At 62.6% G+C, this 25,400-nt stretch carries 23 protein-coding genes; 16 read left to right on the top strand and 7 right to left on the bottom strand.

Annotated features, from left to right (window positions below; genetic code table 11):
• Positions 1–44 precede the first annotated feature (44 nt).
• The 8 genes from ASE88_RS04825 (at position 45) to ASE88_RS04795 (ending at position 7,195) form a co-directional block, all read left to right on the top strand.
• On the top strand, positions 45–1,541 hold the full coding sequence (locus ASE88_RS04825; RefSeq protein ID WP_055876827.1) for an MFS transporter: 1,497 nt from the start codon (positions 45–47) through the stop codon (positions 1,539–1,541).
• Entirely contained in the window at positions 1,538–2,434 is an 897-nt protein-coding gene (locus tag ASE88_RS04820; RefSeq protein ID WP_056475954.1) for an ROK family protein, read from the top strand. Before ASE88_RS04825 ends, ASE88_RS04820 begins: the two co-directional genes overlap by 4 nt.
• Positions 2,431–3,540, top strand: coding sequence for a glycoside hydrolase family 130 protein (locus tag ASE88_RS04815; RefSeq protein ID WP_082466219.1), 1,110 nt, complete (start codon positions 2,431–2,433; stop codon positions 3,538–3,540). The genes ASE88_RS04820 and ASE88_RS04815 overlap by 4 nt, the downstream gene beginning before the upstream one ends.
• Positions 3,541–3,585: 45 nt before the next feature.
• Positions 3,586–4,104, top strand: coding sequence for a hypothetical protein (locus tag ASE88_RS04810; protein ID WP_056475952.1), 519 nt, complete (start codon positions 3,586–3,588; stop codon positions 4,102–4,104).
• Positions 4,105–4,164: 60 nt separating this feature from the next.
• Positions 4,165–5,214, top strand: coding sequence for a hypothetical protein (locus tag ASE88_RS04805; RefSeq protein ID WP_156348241.1), 1,050 nt, complete (start codon positions 4,165–4,167; stop codon positions 5,212–5,214).
• 88 nt (positions 5,215–5,302) lie between these two features.
• On the top strand, positions 5,303–5,941 hold the full coding sequence (locus tag ASE88_RS19185; RefSeq protein WP_200910145.1) for an alpha/beta hydrolase: 639 nt from the start codon (positions 5,303–5,305) through the stop codon (positions 5,939–5,941).
• Positions 5,919–6,281 carry an alpha/beta hydrolase gene (locus ASE88_RS19180; protein ID WP_200910144.1) on the top strand — a complete coding sequence of 121 codons (363 nt, stop codon included), beginning with the start codon at positions 5,919–5,921 and terminating at the stop codon, positions 6,279–6,281. The genes ASE88_RS19185 and ASE88_RS19180 overlap by 23 nt, the downstream gene beginning before the upstream one ends.
• Positions 6,281–7,195 carry an SMP-30/gluconolactonase/LRE family protein gene (locus tag ASE88_RS04795; RefSeq protein WP_056475946.1) on the top strand — a complete coding sequence of 305 codons (915 nt, stop codon included), beginning with the start codon at positions 6,281–6,283 and terminating at the stop codon, positions 7,193–7,195. Before ASE88_RS19180 ends, ASE88_RS04795 begins: the two co-directional genes overlap by 1 nt.
• 490 nt (positions 7,196–7,685) lie before the next feature.
• Here ASE88_RS04795 and ASE88_RS04790 read toward each other — a convergent pair whose 3' ends face one another.
• Positions 7,686–8,006, bottom strand: a complete 321-nt coding sequence (locus tag ASE88_RS04790) for a hypothetical protein (protein ID WP_156348239.1) — start codon at positions 8,004–8,006, stop codon at positions 7,686–7,688.
• A gap of 407 nt (positions 8,007–8,413) precedes the next feature.
• On the opposite strand from ASE88_RS04790, the gene ASE88_RS04785 reads away from it, so the two are divergent.
• Positions 8,414–9,922, top strand: coding sequence for a tryptophan halogenase family protein (locus tag ASE88_RS04785; protein ID WP_056475941.1), 1,509 nt, complete (start codon positions 8,414–8,416; stop codon positions 9,920–9,922).
• On the top strand, positions 9,919–10,590 hold the full coding sequence (locus ASE88_RS04780; protein WP_056475937.1) for a DUF6445 family protein: 672 nt from the start codon (positions 9,919–9,921) through the stop codon (positions 10,588–10,590). The genes ASE88_RS04785 and ASE88_RS04780 overlap by 4 nt, the downstream gene beginning before the upstream one ends.
• Here ASE88_RS04780 and ASE88_RS04775 read toward each other — a convergent pair.
• The 4 genes from ASE88_RS04775 to ASE88_RS18170 form a co-directional block, all read right to left on the bottom strand.
• Entirely contained in the window at positions 10,587–12,608 is a 2,022-nt protein-coding gene (locus ASE88_RS04775; protein WP_056475934.1) for a hypothetical protein, read from the bottom strand. The two genes, ASE88_RS04780 and ASE88_RS04775, sit on opposite strands and share 4 nt — an antisense overlap.
• A gap of 78 nt (positions 12,609–12,686) precedes the next feature.
• Positions 12,687–15,452 carry a TonB-dependent siderophore receptor gene (locus tag ASE88_RS04770; RefSeq protein WP_235527821.1) on the bottom strand — a complete coding sequence of 922 codons (2,766 nt, stop codon included), beginning with the start codon at positions 15,450–15,452 and terminating at the stop codon, positions 12,687–12,689.
• 121 nt (positions 15,453–15,573) lie between these two features.
• Complete coding sequence (locus tag ASE88_RS18175) at positions 15,574–16,206, bottom strand: FecR family protein (RefSeq protein WP_235527820.1); 633 nt, start codon at positions 16,204–16,206, stop codon at positions 15,574–15,576.
• Between the two features lie 277 nt (positions 16,207–16,483).
• Positions 16,484–17,188 (bottom strand): RNA polymerase sigma factor, encoded by a 705-nt coding sequence (locus tag ASE88_RS18170; protein WP_235527819.1) that lies wholly within the window; start codon positions 17,186–17,188, stop codon positions 16,484–16,486.
• Between the two features lie 469 nt (positions 17,189–17,657).
• On the opposite strand from ASE88_RS18170, the gene ASE88_RS04760 reads away from it, so the two are divergent.
• The 4 genes from ASE88_RS04760 (at position 17,658) to ASE88_RS19380 (ending at position 20,747) form a co-directional block, all read left to right on the top strand.
• Positions 17,658–18,149 (top strand): hypothetical protein, encoded by a 492-nt coding sequence (locus tag ASE88_RS04760; RefSeq protein ID WP_056475925.1) that lies wholly within the window; start codon positions 17,658–17,660, stop codon positions 18,147–18,149.
• 21 nt (positions 18,150–18,170) lie between these two features.
• On the top strand, positions 18,171–19,685 hold the full coding sequence (locus ASE88_RS04755) for a putative bifunctional diguanylate cyclase/phosphodiesterase (protein ID WP_056475922.1): 1,515 nt from the start codon (positions 18,171–18,173) through the stop codon (positions 19,683–19,685).
• A gap of 144 nt (positions 19,686–19,829) precedes the next feature.
• Complete coding sequence (locus tag ASE88_RS04750; RefSeq protein WP_156356916.1) at positions 19,830–20,168, top strand: immunity protein YezG family protein; 339 nt, start codon at positions 19,830–19,832, stop codon at positions 20,166–20,168.
• A 168-nt stretch (positions 20,169–20,336) separates the two neighbouring features.
• Positions 20,337–20,747, top strand: coding sequence for a hypothetical protein (locus tag ASE88_RS19380; RefSeq protein WP_235527818.1), 411 nt, complete (start codon positions 20,337–20,339; stop codon positions 20,745–20,747).
• A gap of 553 nt (positions 20,748–21,300) precedes the next feature.
• Here ASE88_RS19380 and ASE88_RS18770 read toward each other — a convergent pair.
• Positions 21,301–21,459: a hypothetical protein gene (locus ASE88_RS18770; RefSeq protein ID WP_156356915.1), complete on the bottom strand. Its 159-nt coding sequence runs from the start codon at positions 21,457–21,459 to the stop codon at positions 21,301–21,303.
• 259 nt (positions 21,460–21,718) lie between these two features.
• On the opposite strand from ASE88_RS18770, the gene ASE88_RS04740 reads away from it, so the two are divergent.
• Positions 21,719–22,387, top strand: a complete 669-nt coding sequence (locus tag ASE88_RS04740; RefSeq protein WP_055876676.1) for a helix-turn-helix domain-containing protein — start codon at positions 21,719–21,721, stop codon at positions 22,385–22,387.
• A gap of 144 nt (positions 22,388–22,531) precedes the next feature.
• Entirely contained in the window at positions 22,532–22,759 is a 228-nt protein-coding gene (locus tag ASE88_RS18165; protein ID WP_056475918.1) for a MerR family DNA-binding protein, read from the top strand.
• Between the two features lie 170 nt (positions 22,760–22,929).
• On the opposite strand, the gene ASE88_RS04730 is transcribed toward ASE88_RS18165, so the two are convergent.
• Positions 22,930–25,377 (bottom strand): alpha/beta hydrolase family protein, encoded by a 2,448-nt coding sequence (locus tag ASE88_RS04730; RefSeq protein ID WP_056475915.1) that lies wholly within the window; start codon positions 25,375–25,377, stop codon positions 22,930–22,932.
• Between the last annotated feature and the right edge of the window lie 23 nt (positions 25,378–25,400).

Raw genomic sequence — 25,400 nt, 5'->3', positions numbered from 1 at the left:
TGATAAGTGCTACATCGCCGCCAACGATAAAAATGGAGAGGTTGATGGACGAGTCGTTGTGCAACGACCACGCCGTCCAGGCGGCGGACAGCGGTCGCGGTGCAGTTGCCACCGCAGGCCGTGGCATGACGCCGCTGACGATGGCGCCGAAGCTCGGTTATGCGGCGGGCGCGTTGCTCGACGGCATCGCCAGCCAAGGCGTCGGCATCTTCCTGTTCTTTTATGTGACGACCGTGGCGGGCCTGTCGGCGGCGCTGGCGGGTGTGGCTCTGGCTGCCGGCCTGGTCGTGGATGCGGTGGTCGATCCGCTGATCGGCTCGCTTTCGGACGGTTGGCGGTCGCGGTTCGGCCGGCGGTTGCCGTTCATGATGATCGGCCTGCCGGGTACTGCGCTGTTCCTCGTCCTGATCTTCGCCCTGCCTGTGGGCTGGAGCCAGCTTGCGCTGTTCGCGTGGCTGACGGCATTGTCGATCGGATTGCGGATTTCGATCTCGCTGTTTTTGCTGCCCTATAACGCGGTCGGCGCCGAGCTAAGCGACGACTATGCGGAGCGGTCGTCGATCGCGATGTGGCGCTGGGGCTTTGCAATGCTCGGCGCGCTGGTCGCCATCGTGCTCGGCTTCGGCGTGTTCCTCAGCGGGGCGGGGGGATTGGCGCGCCGGTCCGGCTATCTGCCGCTGGCGCTCAGCATGGCCCTGGTGGCGGCCATAGGCGCCGTGATCGGCATGCGCGCGCTGTCGTCGATGCAGCATCGCCAGCATCCCCCGCTGGTCGATACGGGACGCATCCACCACCGGCTGGCCGCCGAGGTCGGCGAGATCTTTCGCAACCAGTCGTTCCGCACGCTGTTCGTCGGTGCACTGTTACTGTTCACCTCGCTGGCGATCCACAGCACACTCGGCATCCACGCCAACACCTATTTCTGGGGGATGACGGCGGGCCAGATGCAGATGGTGACGTTGTCGCTGTTCGGCGGGCTTTTGCTGGGTGCGCCACTCGCCGCGCCGATGCTGGCGCGCATTGAGAAGCGTACGGTACTGCTGATCGGCATGATCGGCCTCGCGCTCTCGACGTCGCTGCCGACCGCGCTGCGCCTGATCGGGCTGTTCCCGTTCGAGGGCGAGACGCTCGTCCTCGTCCTCTCGGGTTCGGTCTTGATCGGCGGCGTGCTGATGGCGGCGGCAGGGATTGCGTTCGCTTCGATGATGGCGGACGCCGCTGACGAGCACGAACATCTGTTCGGCGCGCGTCGCGAAGGCTTGTACTTCGCCGGCTGGGCGTTCGCGACCAAGGCCGCCGCCGGGATCGGTTCGCTGGTGTCGGGGATCGCGTTACAGGCGATCGGGTTCAGGAGTGCCGGCAGTGGCGCGGTGCATCTGGCGCCCGATACGGTGATGTGGATAGGCATCATCAACGGTCCGGGCGCAGGGCTGCTCGCGCTCGCGGCCGCATCGACGTGTTTCTTCTACCGGCTGGACGCCACACGGCATGCGGGCATCCTCCGCGATCTCGACGCACGACGCGTGACGGTAACAGCATGAGCTGGCTCGCGATCGAGACCGGCGGGACCAAGATCGTCGCGCGCATCGTGGCGGCCGGTGGCATGGTAATGGCGAGTGGTCGCTGGCCGACCACCACGCCCGAAGCCGCACTGACTGGCCTTGTGGCGTTCGCTCGCTCGCTCGACGTCAGCGATGATCCGCTAGTCGCAGTCGGTATCTCGGCGTTCGGGCCGATCCTGATTGACGCTGCTCACCCCGAATATGGCAAAATGCTGGCCACCGCGAAGCCTGGGTGGACCGGCAGCAACCTGCGCGCCGAACTCGCCGAGACGCTGAACATACTGGTGGCAGTCGATACGGACGTCAACGCTGCCGCCACGGCCGAGCGTGAACTCGGGGCAGGGCAGGGCTGTACCAGCGTCGCCTATGTGACGATCGGGACGGGGATCGGCGCAGGGCTTGCCACCGCAACGGGTACGCTGCGTGGTGCCCTGCATCCAGAGATCGGTCATCTGAGGATCGTCCGGCGGCGCGGCGATATCATGCCGTCGACTTGCCCGTTCCACGACGATTGCGCCGAGGGGCTCGCTGCCGGTCTAGCAGTAGCGCAGCGTTTGGGCACGGGCGAGACGCTGATCGCCCGCGAGGACGTGCGTGATCTGACCGCAGGCTATATCGCCCAGTTGCTCGTCGCGACCGTGCTCGCCTGGTCGCCGCACCGGATCGTGATCGGTGGCGGGATTGGCCGTGCACCGTCGATGCTGGCGGCCATCCGCTCCGCCTTTGCCGAAGCGGTTCGCGGCTACGGCATCGGACCAGCCGCCACCGCTGCCGACTTCATCCGTCCGGCCATGCTGGAAGATGCCGGTCTCGACGGCGCTCTATTGATTGCGCGGGGCTTGGTCCCTGCGCGTCTGAAGGATTTCGCATGACGATCCCCAAGCAGCCTGATTGGAGCATCGGACCGTTCGCGCCGCCGCGCCGCATTCTGGAGCAGCGTGCCGACATCGCGTTCGACTGCCCCCTGGCCGGGCGACGTATTGCCTGGGCCGAAAAGGACATCTTCAACCCCGGTGCAGTTGTGCATGAGGGGAAGATCTGCCTGCTGGTTCGTGGCGAGGATCGCGTCGGCCGCTACGCCGGTACTTCGCGCATCGGTCTCGCGACCAGCATCGACGGGGTCCATTTCGATATCGATCCGGAGCCTGTGCTGTTTCCCGCCGACGACCGCTGGCAGGCATGGGAATGGCCCGGCGGCGTGGAGGACCCGCGTGTCGTCGCGTCACCTGATGGCGGCTTCGTTTGCACCTACACCGCGTTCGACGGCAAGGTCGGATGCCTGTTCGTCGCCACCTCGCCTGACCTGCGGACTTGGACCAAGCACGGCCCAGCCTTTGCCGGCTCGCCCTATGTCCGCCGACCGACGAAAGCGGGTGCGATCGTGACCGCGCTAGTCGATGGGCGGCTCGTCGCGGCTCGGATCGACGGTCGCTACTGGATGTATTGGGGGGAAGGCATGGTCTTTGCCGCCACCTCCACCGACCTGATCCGCTGGACGCCGCTGGAATCGGAAACCGCGCCCGATCGCTATCTAACCTGGGATCCGAGTGCGAGCGGCCTGATGGGACATTGGACGATCGATCGGATTGAGGGGCCGCGCGGCCTGCGCGCGATCGCCGGGCCGCGTCGTCACCGGTTCGACTCGCTGTTGACCGAACCGGGGCCCCCCGCGGTCCTGACCCATGACGGCATTGTGCTGATCTACAACGGCACCAACCATTTCGACGGCGGCGTCGCCGACGCGCCGCCGTTCGCCTACCAGCCCGGACAGATGCTGCTCGACGCGCGCGATCCGAGCGCGGTGATCGGGCGCTTGCCGGAGCCTTTCCTGCGCATCGACCCGGCGGAAGCCGCGGGGCAGGTCGGCAATGTGTGTTTCGCGCAGGGGCTCGTGGCGTTCGCCGGCCGCTGGTGGCTGTTCGTCGGCCTCGCGGACTCGCGGCTCGGCGTGTCGCAGGGACCGCCGCTACCGGCCTGAGCGCCGCTATTTATGTGTTTGATAGTCACGATACGGAGAAACCCCGTGAAATTGTTTGGCCTGCTCGTCGTCCTGCCTTTCCTCTCCACTGCGGCGATCGCGAGGGAGACGCCCGAGTGCAAGGTCAGGATCCTGCGCCCCGTCGCCGACGATAGCGGGAACCGGTTGAGGACCGGTCAGATCGTGACGGCGGACTTCGTTCGGCGCGATGCGACCGGGCTCTCGTTCTGCGCGGATCATGGCACCTCCGTCGCACGCATGAACAACGGTGAGCAGACCGCGCAGCCGATAGATTGCCACATCGGCAAAGCGGACTCCCACGGGACCGTCTGGCTCGATCCCAATCCCAAGGTACTGGGGACGGCCGTCTCGCGTCGAATGCTCGCTCGCCGATATGCGCAGGGCAAACTCGTCGACCTGGGGTTCAGCATGGCGACCTCGGGCAGCTATGCCGAGGCGTATGCTGCGAAGCCCGCATCTTCGGACGGCAGGCTGGTAACGCGTGTGCTCGCAGGGTCTTCCGCGGCGCTTGCAAGCCTGAAGAAGGCGTCCGGCGAGCAATAGGCGGGCGCGGCGCACACCGCAATCGTTGCCCAGCGAGACGTGATACAAGGAACGACACCGATGACCTATCGAAGGACCGCGTCAGGCGTTGTCAGCGCAGTGGTGATGACCATGGCTGCGTCGCCGCCGCTGATCGCGCAGCGCGTCGATGGAGACTTTCGCTCCGGACCGGCTTCTGGACGCGCGGAGGTGCCGATCCGCCAGCTTCAACTTAGCAACGGCACCACCCGGTACGCGATACCGATCTCGGTCGGTGGCCAACCCGTGCTAGTCGGACTTGATACCGGATCGGCAGGGTTGCGTCTTCTGCCAGACGCACAGGCTGGGTTGCAGTCGACCGGCAAGGCCAATCACGAACCGTTCGGCAGCGGCGTCGTGCTCGATGGCCCGATTGCCCGTGGCCAGATCGGGGTCGGCAACCGGTCCGCCGTCATCGGCGTTCAACAGGTGCTCGGTGTCCATTGCGCAAAGGGCGGCAACGCATGTGCGGCCAGGCTGGGTATCGGGCGATACCGGGTGATGGGCGACGGTCTTCCCGGCGAAGGCTTTCTCGGGATCATCGGCATCAAGCCCAATCTTGACGCGATCCCACGCAATCCGTTCGTCCAGCTCGGCATTCACCGCTGGATCGTCAGCCTGCCGCAACCCGGATCGGGGCGACCTGGCACGCTGATGCTGAACCCGAACGCGCGTGACGAAGCCGGCTTCCGCCAGGTGCCGTCAGGGCAAAACCCCGGTCAGGTGCTGGCATGCCTGTACCGGCCGACGCCAAGGCCCGCGCGTGCTTGCGGGAACGCGACACTGGATACTGGCGCACCTGGGATCGGCGTCTTTAACGCGGGCATGTTCCCGCAAGCGATAGCTGGCGCACCTGCGCGGTTCGTGTTCGGCGCGCCGGACGCCCGCTCACCCGGCATGACGCTTCGCCTGAACGACCGCCGCCAGATGACGAAATACTCGGCGATCGACAAGCCGGGCGAGCAGGCCGCGCAGCTACGCATGGGTGTGACCCCGTATCTAGCCTACGATATCCTTTACGATGCCGATCGCGGTACGATGGCGGTACGGGCGCGTCCGTCATTTCCCGGCGGCCCCGCGGCGCAACCGTAAGGGACCGGTCCGCGTGCCTACGCGGCATAGCCGTGAAGGTTCTTTCGAAGACCCCGACAAGCACCAATCTCAAATGCGAGGTACTTCGATGCCGATCAAACCCGACGCTCCCTGGAATGTCGATCGACGGACCGCGTTGGCAATGGTCGCGGGAGCGGGGCTCATGCCCGCCCTGTTGCGCGCCGCGCCGCCGCAGGACGTTTGGCCGCTCTGGTCGACGCCGCCGGGCGGTGGTGGCCCCGCCGGCCCGGTCGCGATCGACGGGCGCGGCGCCGTCAGCAACATCGCGGTCCCGACGATCACCGTCGTCCGGCCGCATCGTCCGACCGGAGCGGCGATACTGATCGCCGGGGGCGGCGGATACAAGCGGATCGAGGAGGGGAAGGAGGCTATTCCCGCGGCATCGTGGCTGGCGGCTTATGGCATCACCGCGTTCATTTTGTGCTATCGCCTCCCCGGCGAGGGGTGGGCGGATGGCCCGTTGGCGCCGTTGCAGGACGCGCAGCGTGCGCTCCGCCTGATCCGTTCGCGGTCAGGTTCGCTAGGTATCGATCCGGAACGCGTCGGCGTCCTGGGCTTCTCGGCCGGCGGTCATCTGCTGGGGCTGGCCGCGACGCGGTCGAACTTCCCGTCATATGCTCCGATGGACGTCATAGACCGGCAATCCGCCCCGGCCCAATGTCGCGGCACTGATCTATCCGGTGGTGACGCTGAAGCCACCCTATGACCATACATCGACGCGGCGCGTGCTGATCGGCGCGCATCCCGGTGCGGCGGTGAGCGCTGACTGGTCGGTCGAGACACATGTGCGTGCCGCCTGTCCGCCGATATTCCTTGTCCAGGCCGAGGACGATCCGATCTCCGACCCGCACAACGCGCTCATTCTCCGCGATGCGTGCGAGAGAGCGCGCATCGCGGTCGAACTGCACCGCCTGCCGTCCGGTGGGCACGGCTTCGGCATGGGCGTCGCGGGCACGCCATCGGCGCAATGGCCGCAGTGGCTTGAATCCTGGCTCGCCGCGCATCGCTTCTCGGCGGCGAACGCGGATCATGGCGGTAAGCGGTGATGCAGAATTTGGTCACAATCGCCGAAGGGCTGAGGTTTCCAGAAGGGCCGGTCGCGATGCCCGATGGCAGCGTCATCCTGGTCGAAATAGCGGCCGGCCGGGTCACCCGCGTCGGTTCAGACGGCAACAAGACCGTGGTCGCCGAACCCGGCGGGGGGCCGAACGGACTGGCCGTGGGGCCCGACGGTAAGCTGTATTGCTGCAACAACGGCGGTTTCGCATGGCGCGAGGCGTTCGGGTACCTGATCCCTCATGGACAGGCCGACGACTATGGCGGCGGCCGGATCGAACGAATCGACATTGCCACGGGCTATGTCGAAACGCTCTACAGCGAAGCCGTCAATGCCCCGCTGCGGGCTCGGAACGACATCGTTTTCGATGCGCATGGCGGCTTCTGGTTCACAGATCACGGCAAGACCCGAACGCGCGAGCGCGACGTTACCGGCGTGTTTTACGCAACGGCCGACGGCAGAGAGTGTCGAGAAGTCATTTTCCCACTCGAGAACCCGAATGGCATCGGCCTGTCGCCAGATGGAGGCACCCTGTACGTCTCCGAGACCTTTACCCGCAGTCTCTGGGCGTTCGATATCATCGGTCCTGGGCAGGTTGCTGGCGGTGGTCCGTCAGGCGGCAGCGGGGGGCGTTTCCTGTATGCTCCCGGCGGCTATGCATTCTTCGATTCCCTCGGCGTCGAAGAGAGCGGCAACATCTGCGTCGCGACCCTTGGGACGGGCGGCATCACCGTGATCTCGCCGCGTGGCGGGCTGGTCGAAACCGTCGCCACGGATGATCCCTACACGACCAATATCTGTTGGGGCGGCATCAACCACCGTACCGCGTTCGTCACGCTATCGGCGACCGGCAGGCTGGCGAGTGCCAATTGGGCGCGGCCGGGTTTGAGGCTGGCGTTCTAGCGGCGCCAGCTCCAGTCTCAAAATCGGCCGATCGCATGCAGCATCAAAACTACCCGAGCTGAAAAGGAACCTCCAGTTGTTGTCTTAGATACATGGTATTTCTCAGCCGTCACCCACGCAGAGCTCGGCTATTTCCAAATCTGCGGTGGCTACCGTGGCAACAAGTTGCGGCGATCGGAGGCATCAACCGCGGGCTGTTCTCAGTGCTAGGCTGGTCGATTGCGTTCCTGGTCGTGGAATTTGAGCGCATGCGGCGCCGGTGAGCTTGCCGCTAAATAGCTAATTGCTTTGAAGCTGCCGCTCAAGGCTGCCTACCCGTGATCGTCGGCTGGCGCTGCTAAACCAGTCAAAGTCTTGCCCCTGAATCCGCGATATCAGCCAAGGATGCTAGTCGGGCGATCATGAGCGAGCGTCTGAAGATGGGAAGCGGAGAGAGGCACCTGAGCGACCGGAAATGGGTCAATCCCGCCATCTGACCGCTACGCACGGACTATGTCCGTGCCCCGCCGCTATACGAGGCGGCGCCGGTCGTCATATCGATCACGAAGGTATCACCGCCGATCCGGCTCGCATAGAACCTTCCGTCGATATTGCTGATGGCGGAGAAGGTGTCGGTCGCGGGGCGGGTCGCATCGAAATTCAGGTGCATGTCGTCCGTCGCGCCCTGTTCCGGCGCAATCTGCCACACAGGCCAGTTGCTGGCGTCGAACAGGAACACCTCTCGTCCCCAGATCTCCCGGTGAATGACATCTCTCGCCAGATACGCATCGAACAGAACCAGACGCCCCAAGCCTGGCACCGGTAAGATCATGCCTATTGGGTAAGACTGCACAACTCGGTCCGATATCCTCGTTCGACACCACAATACGACGTGGCGGTTAATTCCCGAAATTCGATCTTTTTTGAGAAAGCTTGGCGGTCAAAGGGAGGGGCTTGCCGTCCTAACTTCACTCTGGGATTGGACATGAACAAGCGGCCGGAGTTGGGGAGCTGTCCCGATGCTCTGAGCGTCTGCTTTTGGGTCCGTTCACGGGCCCGAATGACTGACCCGCTGCGTGCGCGCTGCCAGTCTACGCGAGTGATCGACCACGCGCCGGCAGAACGCCGCTGGCCAACCGGGACTGCAGGCCAATGGGTACCTATCGCCGCTAACCGTCGCGCCGGCATGAGTAAGGAAGCAGCTTGCTATCCAAGAGAAATTGCGCAGGACTGCGTGGCATGAAGCGCGTGCAACGTCTTGTAATCCTTGGCGGAGGAACCGCGGGGTGGATGACCGCCGCGGCCATGAGCGCCACGTTCGGCGACCTGGTCAACATTAGCATCCTCGAATCTGACGCAATCGGCACCATCGGTGTCGGCGAAGCGACTATCCCGACGATCCACTGGTTCAACCAGTTGATCGGACTGGACGAGGAGGCATTCGTCGCGGCGACGAAAGCGAGTTTCAAGCTCGGCATCGAATTCGTCGATTGGGCGCGACCCGGCACGCGGTATTTCCACCCGTTTGGTCGCTACGGCGTCGATCTTGGACCCGTGCCGTTCCACCAGCACTGGTTGCGCGGGAAGGGAGACGGACTCGATCGGCCGCTTTCGGTTTATTCGCTGGCCGCGCAGCTTGCCGCCGACGGCCGCTTCGCGAAGCCCGTGGACGATCCGCGGTCGATCCTGTCGACGCTCGGCTATGCCTATCATTTCGACGCCGGCCTCTACGCCCGCCACCTGCGCCAACTTGCAGAGAAACGCGGCGTCGTCCGGCACGAGGGCCTGCTGCGCGATATCGAGCGTCATCCCAAAACCGGCTTCGTCACCGCCTTGACGAGCGACCGGGGCGAGCGGCTGGAGGGCGATCTCTTCATCGACTGCTCGGGGTTTCGTGCGCTGCTTATCGGCGAGACGATGGGCGCTCGGTTCGAGGACTGGTCGCATTGGCTGCCCTGCGATCGCGCAGTCGCCGTGCCGTGCGCGCGCATCGCCGCAACGACGCCGTTCACGCGGTCGACGCTGCGCCCCGCCGGCTGGCAGTGGCGGATCCCGCTCCAGCACCGCACCGGCAACGGCTATGTCTATGCAAGCAGTTTCGTGTCGGACGACGAGGCGGTGGCGACCCTGCTCTCCAACCTAGACGGCGAAGCGCTGGCAGATCCACGGATGCTGCGCTTTACCGCAGGGTTCCGGCGCGAGGCATGGCGCGGCAATGTTGTCGCGATCGGGCTGTCATCGGGGTTCCTCGAGCCGCTCGAGTCGACCAGTATCCACCTGATCCAGAGCGGTATCGCGAAGCTTATCACGCTGTTCCCGGATTCCGATTGCGACCCCGTACTGGCGCGTCAGTTCAACACGCTGTTCGCACGTGATATGGACGGCATCCGCGACTTTCTGATCCTGCACTATCACGCCACGCAGGGCCATGACGCGCCGCTCTGGCAACACACTCGCCATATGACGCCGCCTCCCACGCTGGTCGACAAGATCGCGCAATATACGCGCGCCGGACGTCTGATGTTGAGTGCCGACGATCTGTTCCGCGAGGCAAGCTGGCTCGCGGTGCTGGAGGGGCAGGGGGTGGGCGCCTTGGGCCATGCGCCGTTGGCCGATACCCTCGATGCGGCGACAAACCGCCGCCAGCTCAACCAGATCGAGACTGTCATCGCGCGCGCGACGCCCACGCTGCCCTTGCATGACGCGGCCATCGCAGCGCTCGTTGCCCCGCAGGTCGCCGGGAGATGACGACGCCCGACGTGCGGGCGCGCCGTATCGGTACGGAAGGGGAGCCGGTGGTCGTCATCGACCACTTCGTCCCCGATCCCCACGCGCTGCGAGTTTTTGCCGCGACGCAGGATTATGGCCCGGCAGGACGACATTACCCCGGAATCGCCGCGTCGCTTCCCGATAGCTATATGCGCGATCAAGGGGCGCTCATCGCGACGATCGCGAAGCAGGTTTTTGGGATGTCGGCCGGGCTGTCGCTGCTGGAGGCGCGCTTCTCGATCGTGACGATGGCGCCGTCCGCGCTGTCGATCGAGCAACGCCTGCCGCACGTTGATGCGGTGGAGCCCGGACGGCTGGCGCTGATCCATTATCTCGTGCCCGACGAAACCGGCGGTACCGCGTTCTACCGGCATCGTTCGACCGGGTTCGAGACGATCGACGCCAGTCGCCGCGATCCTTACTTCGCCGCGCTCAACCGGGATCTGGCGAAGCACGGCGCACCCGAGTCCTATATCGCCGGCGACACGCCGCTGTTCGAACGGATCACGCGCATCGACGGCGTGTACAATCGGGCGCTGCTGTATCGCAGCAGCCTGCTGCATTCGGGTGAGATCGCGGACGGCACGTCGCTGGGGTCCGACCCGCAAACCGGACGCCTGACGATCACTGGCTTCTTCGCCGGTTAGCGAGCCTCCGGCGGCTGCACGGCGAGATAGACCGTGCTCCACAATTGCGCCGCGTTTGATTCGTCGACATCGGCCTTGCCTGCACCGAAGGCGACGATGCGGTAGCCGCCGTCTTTGTACGTCCACGACCAGAGTTCCGATCCGCGGATCGTCCTGCCTGCCGCTATCGCGCGCCACAACGCCGCCTGTGCCGTCCTGAGCCGCGTCCGGGTCGCCGCGGGCAGGTCAGTCCGCTGCAACTGGCGTTCAAGCCCCGCCGCCAGCAACGCCTGCTGCCACGACCAGACGACTGCGCCGTGATATGCCGCGGGCGTAAAGCGCGCCTGTGCCGCCCCATCGGCGAACGCCGGATTAGCTACCAGCAAGCCGATGTCGGTCATCAGACCCGCCGGGAAGGGCTGCATGATCCCGCCCACAAAGGTATCGAGATCGTTTGAGGACGGTCGCCCGAACAACAGCGCAAAGCCCTCGTCCGAATTGACGATCTTAACCGGCGCGCCATCGGCGCCCAAAGATAGCGCATGAAATACGACCGGGGCCTTGCCCAGTGCCGCCAGCGCCGGTGCTGCGGGCAGGCCAAGGGTCGCTGCATAGCGCCGCACGCCCGCCGCGGCCGTTGCAGCAGGAATTTCGACGCGGAACAGCGCGGGTGCCTTTGTCCGCCAGACTTCGGCCATCGTGCCGGCCCGCCCAAACGCCGCGCGATCGCCCGCCGACAGATATCTGTCGAGCAGTCCGGCCTGCGCGAGGCGATCTGCCGCTTCGATCGCCGCGGGGACTAGGGCGGCGTTCACGTCATACGCGTAAATGCCGCGGCCAAGGCCTTCATTGCTGTCGCGCCACTCGCCGGTCATCCGCCCGGGCTTGATCGCGACGAGGTTGCGGGCCGATGGGGCTGCGGCGAACGCACTCGCCTGCGCCAGCACGAAGCGGAGATTGCGGACCAGCGCTGCACCGACCGTCTCGCCGCGCCCCGGCTGGCTCTCGCTTGCTAGCGGCGCGGCCAGATAGGCGGACGCACGTGCTTTGTCCGCCCCGAGCAGATAGTCAGCGGCGACCGGTCCGAGCATGTAATCGTCGTCGACCATGCCATAATCGAGTTCGGCGGCGTCACCGCTGCGGCTCGTCTTGCGATTGGCGAGGATCGCGAATTCGCCAATCCCTTCTTCATGCGCGACTTCGCCGCCAGCCGACAGTCGCGCGATGACGGCATTGAGGCCAGCTTCGATCGCGACGGGTTTGAGCGCCGGCATCAGCAGCCGCAACGACATCAGCGTGTCGCGCCCGAAATACGTATCGAAGCGCCAGGAACCCGCCAGGAACTTTTCCCGATAGCTGAGAAACGCCAGTGCATTGCGCGCGGCGGGATCGGCGGCCGCCGTCGCATTGAGCAACTTCGCCGCCGGGATAGGGGTCAACGGTGCGTCGCCGGTCAGCGCAGTGATCTCCAACCGGATCTGCCCGTTCGGGCCGGCAACGATGGCGCCCCGGTCGATCCGCCCCTCGACAACCCGCAGCGTCAGTTCATAGCCTGCCGCCCCGTCGAGGCGCTTGCGGTGCCACGTGATTACATCCCCGGCGATTGCCGGCGTCGCGGCGAGTTCCACGGGGAACGTCCCAACTGCCTGATAGTCGCGCAGGAAGCGGATGTTGGACAACACCGCCTGCTTTGGAACCAGCCGCGGCGCATCGACGGTCGCGACCGCAACGATGCCGTGCAGGCTCCCGCGGTTCAACGGTAGCGGTGCCTGGTCCAGCCGCCAGGTCACGGGGCGTGCGGTGTTCGCGAACCACAGGCCGACACCGCTGTTGCCCGCCGGAAACGCTACCAGGATGCGCGGATCGTTACCGTTGCGCAGCAGGACATGCGCCGCCACCGCCTTGTCGCGGACGAAGGCGTTGAGGTTCTTCCCCTCGGTCAACTGATACGCAAGCTCCGGTCGAGCCGTGATCGGCGCCGCGGCGCAAGTGAGGAGTACGAGGCCACCCGCCATCGCCATGCGCGCTATCGTCTTCATGATTGTCACTCCGCGAAAAGGGGCGGCAGAACAGTTGCCTGCTCGCCGCCCCGTTTGAACCCCCAAATCGTCAGTCGTTCAGAATTTCAGCGTAACCGATCCGCCATAGGTCGTGCCGACAATGCCGCGGGCATAGAAATAGCCATCGGTTACCGCCTGTGTCTGGCCCTGCCGCGGATTGCCCTCGGTCAGGCCAACGACATTGAAGATGTTGTCGGCGTTGAAGTTCGCCTGGATCCGTTCGTTGACGTTGATCGTGATCCCCGCGCTGGTCACGCCGTAGCTGGGGAGAGCGACCCCGTTGCCGGCATCCGCGAAGATCCGCCCGACATATTTGTAGCGGCCGTACACTTCGCCCAAGCCATTCGGCAGCTTGATCGCTGGCGTGATCGTGAACAGCTTGGCGGGCGTGCGTTCGGGGCGGTTGCCTTCGTACTGAGCACCCTGGCTAACGCCGTCGATCTCGAGGTTGAGCAGCTTGGGTTGCTGGAACACGCCCTGGAAATCCACCGAGAACCACGTGATCGGACGGACGTTCACATCCACTTCGACGCCGCGCGTGCGCAGGTCGGCGTTGATGTTCTGCTGTTGCGATGGGTTGGTCGGGTTGGCGAAGTTGTAGTTCTGGTTTTTGAAGTTGGTCTGGAAAACGGTTGCCGAGCCGCTGATGAAGCGCTGGTATTGATAGCGGACACCAGCCTCGTACAGCTCGATCGTCGTGATAGGATCGGTGTTGTTGGTCTGGAAACCGTTCGCATAGCGCGCGTAGATCGCGAGGTTCGGCGTGAACTGATAGTTCGCGCCGGCGGTGTACGCTGCCTTCGACTGTGTCCGCTGCGTCCGTGCAAAGGTCCCGTCGAAGGTCGATCCGACCGTGCGGATGAGGCCGGGCACGTTTGGCTGCACCGGCTGGTTCACCGCCGCTGCCTGACCGTCCAGGAACGTCGCGGAGTCGCGCTCCCAGCGGATGCCGCCGTCGAGATGTAGGTCGCCGATCGACAGCTCGTCATTGGCATAAAACGAGACGGTGGAGTCCTTGCGCGTGCGGATGCCAGCGCCCCAGTCGCCATACGAAACCAGGCCGTTATCGGACAGCGTACCGACGACGCCATTAGCCGCGTTCAGCGCGACGATGTCGTAGATGTCGCTGTTCGACCGCACGTCGTTGACGACGCTTGCCGTCGCCGACTGGTCCTGCTCGCGTGTCACGTCGTAATACATCGCGCCGACGGTCAGCGAGTTCTTGAAGCCGCCGCTCTCATATTCCCACGTGCCGCCGCCGTTGAGACCGAAATCCTTCCCGTCGATGTAATCGTGGTTGAGCGTTGTGCGCTGGAGGAAGCCGTTGCCGTTCAGCGCATTCAGGTCCGTGGTCTGGTTGCTGCCCAGCACCGTGCCGGTCCGCAGGTTGCGGATGCCGAAGCGCGTCGCGGTCGGAAACGCCGTTCGCCCCGCGGTCAGCAGGTCGTTGATCGGCGAACCGGCGCCGGGCGTCAAATAGTTGACGGCGCTGGTCAGACCGGCGTTCCCGGTGCCCGAGCCGGGGAACAGGCCGTTGAAGTCGTAAGAGTATTTCAGATAGCGACTGTGGAGGAACAGGTTGACGCTGTCGCTGACCGGCGTTTCCATGTCGATGCGGAACTGAGCAGTCTTCGCCTTGATGCCATCCTGATAGCGGAATTCGCGGAAGCCGCTAGGATTCGCGAAAGTCGAGACCGGGACTTGGATGCTCTTGAACGCATCACCGCCGACATTGCCGAACTGGGTGCTGAGGCTCGGGATACCGCTCGGCTCGCCATCAATGAAGCGGTACGGCTGATCCGCGTAAAAGGCATTCTCGATATCGCCGCCCTTGGCGGAGATGCGGATATAGCCACCGGCCTCGGGGCGATATTCCAGCGCGCCCTTGATGCGCCAGCCGCGATATTCGAACGGGTTGTCGCGCACGCCAGGGCTCGACTGGAAATAGCCGCCGACGTTGAACGCCAGCTTGTCGGTGATGGGCGACGACAGGTACAGTTCGCCGCGCTTCTGGCCGTAATTGTAGTAGCTGCCGCGCGCCATCGCTTCGGTACGCGTGAAGTTCGGCGTCTTGGAAATGAAGTTGATCGTCGCGCCGGCACCATTGACGGTCAATACGCCTGACGAGCCACCCTTTACCGCTTCGAGGCGATCGATCGTCAGGTCCTGGTCGAAGAAGAAGTCGGCACCGCCGCCGCTGTACAGGATCGGCATGCCGTCCTCTTCCAGCTGGATGAAGCGCTGGCCGCCACCTTGCAGGCCGCGCACCGAATAATTGTTCGATACGGCGCCCGCGGTCGACTCGACGAAGATGCCGGGGATAAGTTCAAGCATATCCGCGGTCGACCGCGGAGCCTTGCGGTCGATATCGGCGCGCGACGCTAGCGTAATATCAGCTGACGATGTTATTAGAGCTCGATTACGGGATGTTTGCCCCGTGACGACTATGTCCGCGTTCTCATCAGATGCGCCCACCGCAGTTGGGGCGGTTGTATCCTGCGCAACTGCGATTGATACTTGAGTTGTCGAGCGGGGTGCCGCCATAACCCCGGTCGCGAGCACAGCCGTGCGGCCATTGAATGACACGATCTTGAGACCGGAGGCGCTGGCGATCTGGCGAAGGCCGTCGGCGACTGCAAGATTGCCCTTGATTGCGACGATCCGTCGGCCGCGCGTAGCGTCTTCAGGCGCAATGATCTGAATGCCCGCCTGGCGTGCGAATGCGACGATACCGGTCGATGCCGACTGGGCGGCAACATCAAAGTTTCGGGTCTGTCCGAAAGCAACTGCTGGCGATGCGGCAACCGCGACGCTGGTCAACATAAGGCCCAAATAGAACTGCGAACGCATTATAATCCTCCCCTTCCGATCTGCCGACCGCGTCTTTAGCGCGCCTGCAGGAGAAGATGCGTCGCGCTCCCGTTTCCGTCAGGATTTGCGAGATTTATTTTACGATCCGTAAATCAGTGCCGTCTCTCTCGATCTTCGCACCCGTCATTATCGCAGCCGCGCGTGCGAACCCGTCCAGATCATCGGTGCGAAACCAACCCACGATCCTGCGGTCGGCTAGTTGTGTATCAACGGATAATTGTCGCCTATTGTACCGGTTGAACTCGGCTGCAGCGTCGCCAAAAGTCATACCATCGAGTATGATTTCACCCTGTCGCCATGCTAATGACTCGGCGGGCTTCGCATTTGCGACGACGGTTTCGGCGGTACCGGACACATCTGCTACGCTTGCTTGCTTGCCAGCGCTTAACATGACGAAGCGTTCTGGGGCAGCAACCGACCAGACTCGAACACGCCCTTCCGTTACCGTCACCTCAGCGCGGCCCGGATAACGGCGAACCGCGAAGGCCGTTCCAACCGCACGAACCCGCACGTCGCCCGCAGAGACCACAAACGGTCGAGCATGATCCGTTGCTACCGCGAACCAGGCCTCGCCATCGTCAAGCGCTACCGACCGCTGCTCCGGCGTCATTCGTACACGAGTCCGGCTAGCGGTGTTGAGAACGATGGTTGATCCGTCTTCAAGCTTGGCTAGACGGCGTTCGCCGACAGCTGTCTCTATGCCCATACTGCCGTGCGTTTCTAGCCAGACCACGCCTAAGGCCGCGGCAGCAACCGCTAAGCCCCCGCTGACCGTCAGTACTCGCCGACGAGAGAATAACGGTCTCGCTACTATGCGGGCATCAGCCGCGTCCAACCCACTCCAAACAGCACGGGCACGCAGCAAGGCACCAACGTGTCGCGGATGTTCTGCACACCAACGGTCGATCTCGCCTGCCAAGTTCGCATCGTCTGGTGCGCGATCCAGTCGCGCGACCCACCTCGCTGCAGCAACGTCGATAGCGTCAGGATGGTCGCGCATTGCGATTCCTTTCGTTTCGCGATGGCAAGTCAGCCCTGTCATCTGTTGAAAGGCCACTAAGGATAATTTTTAATCCCCGTGCCAGATCGTTCTCAACGATCATCTCAGTCACGCCCAATTCTTCTGCGATATGCCGCTGCGACAGTCCTTCGACCTTTCGCATGCGAAAGATGGTTCGGCTTCGCTCTGGAAGCGCGGCTAGAAGATGTTCGACTTTCGCTAATAGTCCCCGCCCTGCGACGATACGTTCAGGTGAAAGATGGTCGGCAGCTAGCGCAAGTTCGAGATCGGCAATGGTTCCGACGGCCTCAAAACGCACGACGCGAGCTCTGCGTAGCTCGGTCAGAACTACGTTGCGTGCTGTCTGAAACAGATAACGACGCGGATCCTCTACACGCTTGAAATCTGCCAACGCCGCCAACCGGCAATAGGCTTCCTGGACGACATCATCTACATCAACACCAGGAAATCCGGCCCGGAGCCACCGTCGCAACTCGGGCTCATGCGGCAGAATCTGCCGGGCAACCCAGTTTACGAGTTCGGTAGTTACGTGCCTCATTTCACTCCTGACCACAGCATAGATGCATGGCCCCGATATTTCCGTCACGGTTTTACCGAGCGAAGACCAAATCTGTGCTCCCATCACTCGATGACGCCGGTTGTGGATCGGCGTCGAAAGCTCTGCCATGGCAGAGTATCGCTAATTTATTGGAACTACCTCGAAAACCTACATGGTAGGGGCTAGATCGGCGCCGATCGGAACCCTTCCCTGACCGACATTTTGCAAATGGTTGCAGTCAGTTGCTTCGCTAGCAGCAGGGGCTCGCTTTCGACGCTGATCCCCCACCGCTGATAGATTGAGTTCGTCTCACTGAGCCATGAGCATTGGGCGGCATGGCTTGCACGTACAAAGCCTCTTTGAGTTCGAAAATCGGCGACATTTCGTGCAGGCTGAAGATGAACGAACGGCAGAGATGGGGAAAGAGGAAATTGCTCGTGAGTGTCGGCTTGTGGGTCGTGATGAGCGTTTGGCAGACCGAGCCCGTGCGTCTTCTAACCATAACGTAACGCATTGGCGTCATGCGGGGTTCGGGGAGAAGCTTGTGCGGTTATCAATATCAGCGCGCGTATCCATAGCCTGCGCGTCTGTCATCCTGATGGCGCTAGCAGTATTGGCAGTCGGTCTTTCGGTCAGCAATAAAATCCATAAGGCCGATCTGCGCATCACATCTCTCACTTTCGCGCTCGGCCGCGAGGACCGGCTGGAGAAGTTACAACGTCAATTGCGCCAGGAAATTGGTCGCCTGACCCGCGACGCCGAACGCGGCACGAAGGTACCCGATGCAAGCTGGAACGATCTGCACAAGCGCATCACGGAGTCTAAAAACCGTTGGCTACAAACGGGCCAATCACCCGACTACAGGTCGCAACTGGGATCGGAAGCTGCCCAGGACGAGCAGCGAGCCTCCACCGTTTTTGTCATGGTCTCCGACCAACTGATCGAAACGAGCCGGTCTAACCCCTCCGGCATCAAGGCTGCCATGCCGCGTTTCTTGAGTGCGCGAACGGCGTTCGAGACGAGCCGTAGTCAAGCGCGCCAGGAACTGACCTCGGCGATTTGGAAGGCGGCGGACAAGAATCGACGTTAGAGCCGACGGGATATCATTTCCGTGCTGCTCGGCGGGCTGGTCATCGTGGCGATCGTATTCGGCATGACCGTCTGGCTTCGTCAAAGGCTGGTGTTGCCGATAAGCACTGTAGCCGCTCGCCTGCGCGAATTCCGGGTCGGTGAAAATCACGGAAACATACCTGGGCTGGAGCGGGCCGACGAACTTGGCGACTTGGCGCGGGGCCTGAACGAATACCGCAATGCCGTGGAGAGTCGCCGGACCGCCGAGCGTCGCGCCGAGTTCCTTGCCAACCACGATATGTTGACCGGTTTAGCAAATCGCCTTCTGTTCGAAAATCGGCTCTCGCACGAGCTCGCTCGAAGCGCGCGAACAGGTGACATCGTAGCGGTGTTTGCCATTGATCTGGACGCGTTCAAGGCCATCAATGATCGACTCGGTCATGCGGGCGGAGACCGTGTCCTGAAGCGTACGGCGCAGCTTCTGTCCTCTTGCGTGCGCGGCGATGATCTTGTGGCTCACATCGGCGGTGACGAATTCGCTGTCGTCCAGGTGGCGCGTGCTCAACCCGCAGCTACAGAAGCGCTGATCTCCCGTATCTTCAAGATGGCTTCGACATCGTCGGACGAGGGCGTGGCGATAAAAATGAGCGTTGGAGTTGCCTTGTCAGAACCCGGGCAGGCCGGAGATGAACTTCACGAACTCGCCGATCTCGCATTGTACCGCGCTAAGGCCGATGGGAAAAATACGGCGAGAATCTACAACAAGCATCTGAAGGACGAGGAAAGTCAGCGCGTCCGGTTGGCCAGGGACCTCGAGAATGCCGTTTCGGCGCAAGAGCTTCGTCTGGTGTTCCAGCCGATCGCCGATACGGTGTCGCTGGAAATCGTAGCGTACAAGGCTCTACTTCGCTGGCGGCATCCCGGCCTGGGCGAAATACCACCGGACGTGTTCATACCTATAGCCGAGTCCAGCGGACTCATCGGAACTATTGGATCGTGGATGATCGATCAGGCCCTTCGTGCGGCATCGACCTGGGATTCGAAGGTATCACTGGCGATAAACCTGTCGCCGATACAGTTTCGTTCGCTCAGCCTCGCGCCTGAGATATGCGATGCCGCACTGCGTTGGCGTGTCGCGTTCGACCGATTAGAACTCGAAGTCACCGAGAGCGCGACGCTGCTCGGTTTTCAACGGGACGACGTTCTGGCGACGCTGGAGAAGCTCCGCGAGTACGGCGCCAAGATTGTGATGGACGATTTCGGAACAGGACATTCTTCTCTCAGCAATCTAAAAGATTTTACCTTCGACAAGATTAAGATCGATCGAAGTTTCGTGGCCACGATGCACAGTCATGCGTCGTCGGCATCGATCGTTAAGGCGACGATCGGTCTAGGCAAGAGCCTTGGTTTAACTATCGTTGCTGAAGGAGTTGAGACCGAGGACCAATTATCGGCTTTATGCCGATGGGGTTGCGATCAAGTTCAGGGTTTTCTAACTGGAAAACCAGTAGAAAGTTTGGCGGAGGCTAAGTGCTCACCTGCGTTCAATAAATGATATTAATTAAGCATTCCAAACGCAACACTGCATCAAATTACGTATGCGAAGATAGATCTCATATTCCCTATAAATCAAGCTGTTATTAACTTATCGACTTGACGTACTCGATAAATGGGAAGGTCACGTTTAGGGAATTTACGAATGCGAGGTGATCTTGAAATGGAAAGTAGTCGTGAGTTGGAGAAGATCGGCATCGCAATTGCGACCATGCTTGATGATTCCGTCTCTGAAGTCACAGTCGTAGCGGAGGTTCATGACGATTGGGTGGAGAGACGGTATGATATCGTGCAGAACGGGAAGCTCGTGGAAGGCGTTGAGGGCGAGCGTCTCGTGAACCGATCCGTCAACGATGCTCTATCCGCGTTGCGGCGTGACATGCTCAAAGAAGGTCAGGAGGACTGGCATCATTGTTCGTATGTCTTGAGGGCTGACGGCTCATTCAAAATGGATTTCGATCGTAGCACGCCGCCGAGCGCGTGAATGTCGACAACTGGAGATCTGTGGCAGAACAGCTAACCGCCTCGTTTCCGCACTCGGCCATTCCGCTGCCTACCATTCTCCGCCGTTCACGTAACAGCATCCCTTTTCGGCAAATTCGGCTTGCTGTTAGGCTTGGGGCAATGCGTGCCGCATGAGCCCCACCTCGACATGAACGAAGGGCCGAAGTTGGGAAGCGGAGATTACCTCGCGAACGTCCACAACTGGGTCTTTGATTCGATTTCGGACGTGCCACCCGGGGGGGCTGCCTTGCCAAGGATCGGGTGCGAGACCAACGGTGCGCGCATGACGGAGAAGCTGACGATGTCCGAAGATTACGCACGCGGGCGGCGAGATGGACTGCGCTTGGCGCTGTCGATCCTGGAGGCAGAGGAGGCTAAGTGGGAGGCGCTGCTTGGCGAGAGCCCATCATGGCGGACGAATGCGACGCGCGCGATCCGACACAAGGCATATCAGGTCGCACGCAAGCGAGTGCAGACTGCGTTTAATCGGTTCCTGCCAAAGTCAGAGTTGGCATTGCCGGTCGAGGTTGCATCCATGATTGACCAAGCTGGATTGTAGGATGGGCGCCTTCGCGGGCTTTACCATTCAACCCGACTCGCGTTCGATCTAGGTGTTCAAACGTGACGAACGAACGGCAGGTTTCGGGAAACGGCGGAATGGCCCCGACCCCCCACAAGTGGGCGTCACTCCAATGAGCTGTCTGTAGGCCGGCCTCGCTGTATCGCGGGTCGCTAGGTGTTCTTGGCGGAAACACGGCCAAGGATCTTATACTTAAGCAGGTTGCGAAGCCGGTCACATAGCGGGCGGCGGGAGCCGGGTAGCGCCCCCGGTGAACTCGACCGGGTGGCACTTCGCCGTCACAGGGTAGGGTGCAGATATCGTACTGGGCTGACGCTCTCGAGTAGCGAGGCCACGTGCAGGATCGTGGACTCAGCAAGCCAGCTACCGACTATCTGTACGTCCAGGCTCTTGTCGACCATCTCGCGCGGGAACTAGCTAACGCGTCATGGGGCGCCAATCGGGTAACGCTAACTAATATCCTAGCCGAGGGACAATCAATGTCTAACGCTTCACAGATGCATCGGACCCCAATCGTTGAGGCTGCTGTAAACTAATCGTTTTGACTGCGGCTGTGCTGGTTGGCAGCATCAAGTGCCATTTGGATTTGGGCTGCAACTAGCGTGCAATTGTCTGCATCAACCAGTTGGAGCGCTTGAGACAGCAGTTTGATAGCCTCATCGAGCTGAGCTGGTGGTTTTTCATCTTTCATGAAATTTTCTCAGTAGCGCGGCATGTCCAGCGGCGTGGGACTAATCGGCTGACGCTAACATAGGTTCCCGAACTGAAACTGAACCAATGCATGACAAACCATTCACACAAGCGGTCACGTTTGACGCCATCCTGACGTGCAAGGGCAGCCATTCGAGCAGGGGCGGCGCTTGGTGCAGATCTTGGCGTGCGCCTCATGTCGGCTGTTGCCTAATAGCAGCCTGAGCCTACCTATGATAAAGACGAGGCGGAGAACGTGAATGCCGTCGGCTCATTGTGTATCGACCGTTGAGGGTGTCATCCTCGCAGGCGATCGAGGTTTCTGTGATTTGCTGCAGCGCGAGGAGGCTGACTTTGTCGGCCGGTCCTACAAGCTGTTCACCGATCCCAGGGACATGGATCGCAGCACTCGCATGTTATCGGTTCTGGAGGATGGAGCCGCGCCGGTCCGTCTGCAAAAGCGCTACATCCGCCCTGACGGCAGCAGTGTGGCAGCCAATCTGTTCGTCACTCGCTTTTCCAATCCCGACAGGTTGGTCAGCACACTTTTTTGGCGCGATCACGGGCGCCAGCTTCCGCCAGCACGACTTTGGGAAGCAGCGTTACGGATTCGCCACGTTCATACCGCACGCGTGAACCTATTCGGTAACGAACTCAGCACTGATCCTGTGGGTTCGCTCCTTATCGGCATATATTTGGCGGAAGCCGAAGGGCGCAATCTCGCTCTTGCTGAGGTCGCTGAGTATGCAGGGGTGGCTCCGACTGCGGCATCGCGTTGGCTTAAGCTGTTACAGGAGCGCGGTTTTGTCCAAATGGGCGCAGACGCGTTAGATGGTATTCAGCTTTCGCAAGAAGGTCTGTTGCGAACCGAAGCTATGCTCGCGGCGGTTTACGACGTTCCTGATGCGATTTTGCATATCGGGTCGTGAGGAGCTTTCTTGGTGACGCGGCTCACATTCTGGCAAGCATCCAGACCGCCATGGCAATCGTGCCTAGCGAGCCAGCTCAACCCGGCGGGACCGGTTTCGCAGTTAAAGCGCCAGCGACGTGCGCGCCTCCGCTTCATACGTTAAGTGCAGGCAGCTGGCTTCAAACTGGACGAGATAAGCGAACTCCTAGCGCTGGACGCGACGCAGGACTTCAGCCGCGCGCGCGAGCTCGCCCAGTCACGCCTTGCGGCGCTGGATGCCAACATCGCAGGAATGATGTCAGCGCGTCAGCCGCTCGCCCGGCTAGCCGACGAGTGCGGATCAGGATCGGCGGGAGCGTGCCCTATACTGACCGCATTCGAGGTTCCCTAGCGCTCTATCTACGAAATGCCACTTACCACCAATCATACCTTGGCAGGTGGAAGCTGGTCAGCATATTAAGATGAACGGGTGTCCAAAGTTGGGAGGCGGGAATGGCAGGCTGAGCGTCTAGTTGTGGGTCAAATTGCCTACCTACTTCCGGACCGTCACCGGTGCATCGATCACTTTTCCGCGGCTACCGCCGCCACCCTCGATCCGGTCTGTTTCGGCTTGACGTAGCGGTCGAGCCAGTCGGTCATCTGCCACAACGTCTCCTCGGTCGATTCCAGCGCGCGATAGCCGTGCGGTTCGTTGGGCAGGACGACGTAGCGTACCGTCGCGCCGTTGCCCTTGAGCGCTGCGTACATGCGCTCCGACTGGATCGGGAAGGTGCCGCTATTGTCGTCCGCGCCGCCATGGATCAGCAGGATCGGCGCCTTTATGCGGTCGGCATAGGTGAACGGGCTCATCTCGGTGTAGGTCGGCGTAGCCTGCCAATAGGTACGCTGCTCGGCCTGGAAGCCGAACGGCGTCAGCGTGCGGTTGTACGCGCCCGACCGCGCGATGCCGGCGCGGAACAGGTCGGTGTGAGCGAGTAGATTGGCGGTCATGAACGCGCCGTAGCTGTGCCCGCCGACCGCCATGCGGGCGCGGTCGCCGACGCCCAGTTTGACCACCGCATCGACCGCGGCCTGCGCATCCTGCTGCAACTGCTTGACGTAGGTGTCGTTGGCCTCTGCGCCGCCCTCGCCGATGATCGGCATCGACGGGTTGTCGAGAACCGCATAGCCCTGCGTCAGCAGGAACAGGTGGCTGATGCCACGCGGGCGAACGAACCGGTTGCCCTGATCGACCGTCTGGCCGGCGACGTTCGCGTCGGTGAACTCCGCCGGATACGCCCAAAGCAGCGTCGGCAACGGCCCGTCGCGTTTCGCGTCGTAGCCGGCGGGCAGATACAGCGAGCCCGACAGCCGCAGTCCGTCGGCGCGGGGATAGGTGATGGTGCGCTGCGTGACGCCGGCGAAGACCGGAGCGGGATCGGCGAAGGCGGTGACCGCCTTGGCGCTGCCGCCCTTCACGCCGCGGATCATGTAATTGGGCGCAAGCTTCGCGCTCTCGCGCCGCGTCAGGATGTGCTGCCCGCGCTCGTCGAGCAAGGCGACGACCGTTTCGTAATAGGGCGCCTTGGCGGTCCAGAGCCGCGTCTGTTCGCCCCCGGCAAGCGGCATCGTCGCCAGGAAGGGAAACGCCCCCGCCTTGGTCGCGCCGTCGCCTGTGACGTACACGCCGTCACGCGCGGGCGTGAAGCGCATCACCGGCTTGCCGGCGGCATTTTCTTCGACGAGCGGTTCGCCGGGATCGCCATATTGATCCTGATAGTTGAGCGTCGATACCGTCCGCGTCTGGCCCGGTCGTGATGGCGCAACGGCCAGGCGATGCTCAGTGCGCGTACGCCATTCGCGATCGATGACCATCGCGAAGCCATCATCTCCCCAAAGGGTCTCTGAATAGCGGGCTGGGGTCTGCGCCAGTTCCACCGGTGCCGCAGCGAACGGCGCCGCCTGCATCATCACCTTGTCGTGGAACGCGATCTTGACGCGCGGATTGCCGCCGTCCAGCGCTTCTGCCCAGACCAGCGTCGCCGGCGCATCCGACCGCCAAACCGCCTCGCGAGGCCCCTTGACGGTGGCGTCGAAATCGACCGGCAAATCGTCGGCGAGCGGGCGATCGACCAGGGTCTTCACCGGCTGGCCGTCGATCGTCGAGACGGCGATCTCGGTCGGGAAGAAGCGGGCGGGCAGCAGATAGGAATAAGGCCGCTTGAGCCGCTCGGTCAGCAGATAGCGACCGTCCGGGGAGACACTGAAATCGGTGACCAGGCCCGGCGTTCCGATCGGCGTCGTAGCGCCGGCGAGATCGACCCGGACCAGCTGGCCGGTGAAATAATGGTCGAACAGCGCCTCGTCATGCGCATCGCCGAGCAGGTCCTCATAGGTCCGCGCCGCCGATGTGCGCCCTGCGCTTTCCTGTACGACGGGGCCGGTCGGGGTGCTGCTCGTGACGGGCGCCGCGCCGCGACCAGCGGGTACGGTATAGGCGACCAGCGCGTTGCCATCCGGCATCCAGGCAAAGGGCGAGCCGAACGTGCCGTTCAGCCCGCGGGCGACCGCGCGGGCGCTGCCGTCGCGCTCGGCGATCCATAGTGACAGGCCGTCGGCCTCTTGCGCGTAGAAGGCGAGCCGGGTGCCGTCGGGCGACCAATCGGGCGCGGCGAAGCGCAGGCCGGCGGGCAGCGCGACCGCAACGGTCCGCCCGGACTCCACGTCCTTGAAACTGAGCGCGTTCAGCCATTGCACGCGCACCTCGGCCTGGCCGTTGGTGGCGGGATCGATGCGGTAGCCACCCAGCCGAAGGATCGGTTTCGACAGATTGGCGATCGACGGCAAATTCTCGCGTCCCAGGATAGCGAGCGTGCGGTGATCGGGGCTGACCGCGACGCCGGGGGTGGGCGGTGTTTCCAGCGCCTTGGCGATTGCGTCGGGTGCGCGATGGTAGGCGCTGTCGCCGGGCGTTTGAGCGTAGGCGGTGGTGGTGAGAAGCAGGGCAAACAGACAGACACCGGCGAGCATTTGAATTCCTTTGTCGCTATCGC

The organism is Sphingomonas sp. Leaf38 (assembly GCF_001421825.1).
Classification (GTDB): domain Bacteria; phylum Pseudomonadota; class Alphaproteobacteria; order Sphingomonadales; family Sphingomonadaceae; genus Sphingomonas.
This window is presented reverse-complemented; position numbering and strand designations above follow the sequence as displayed.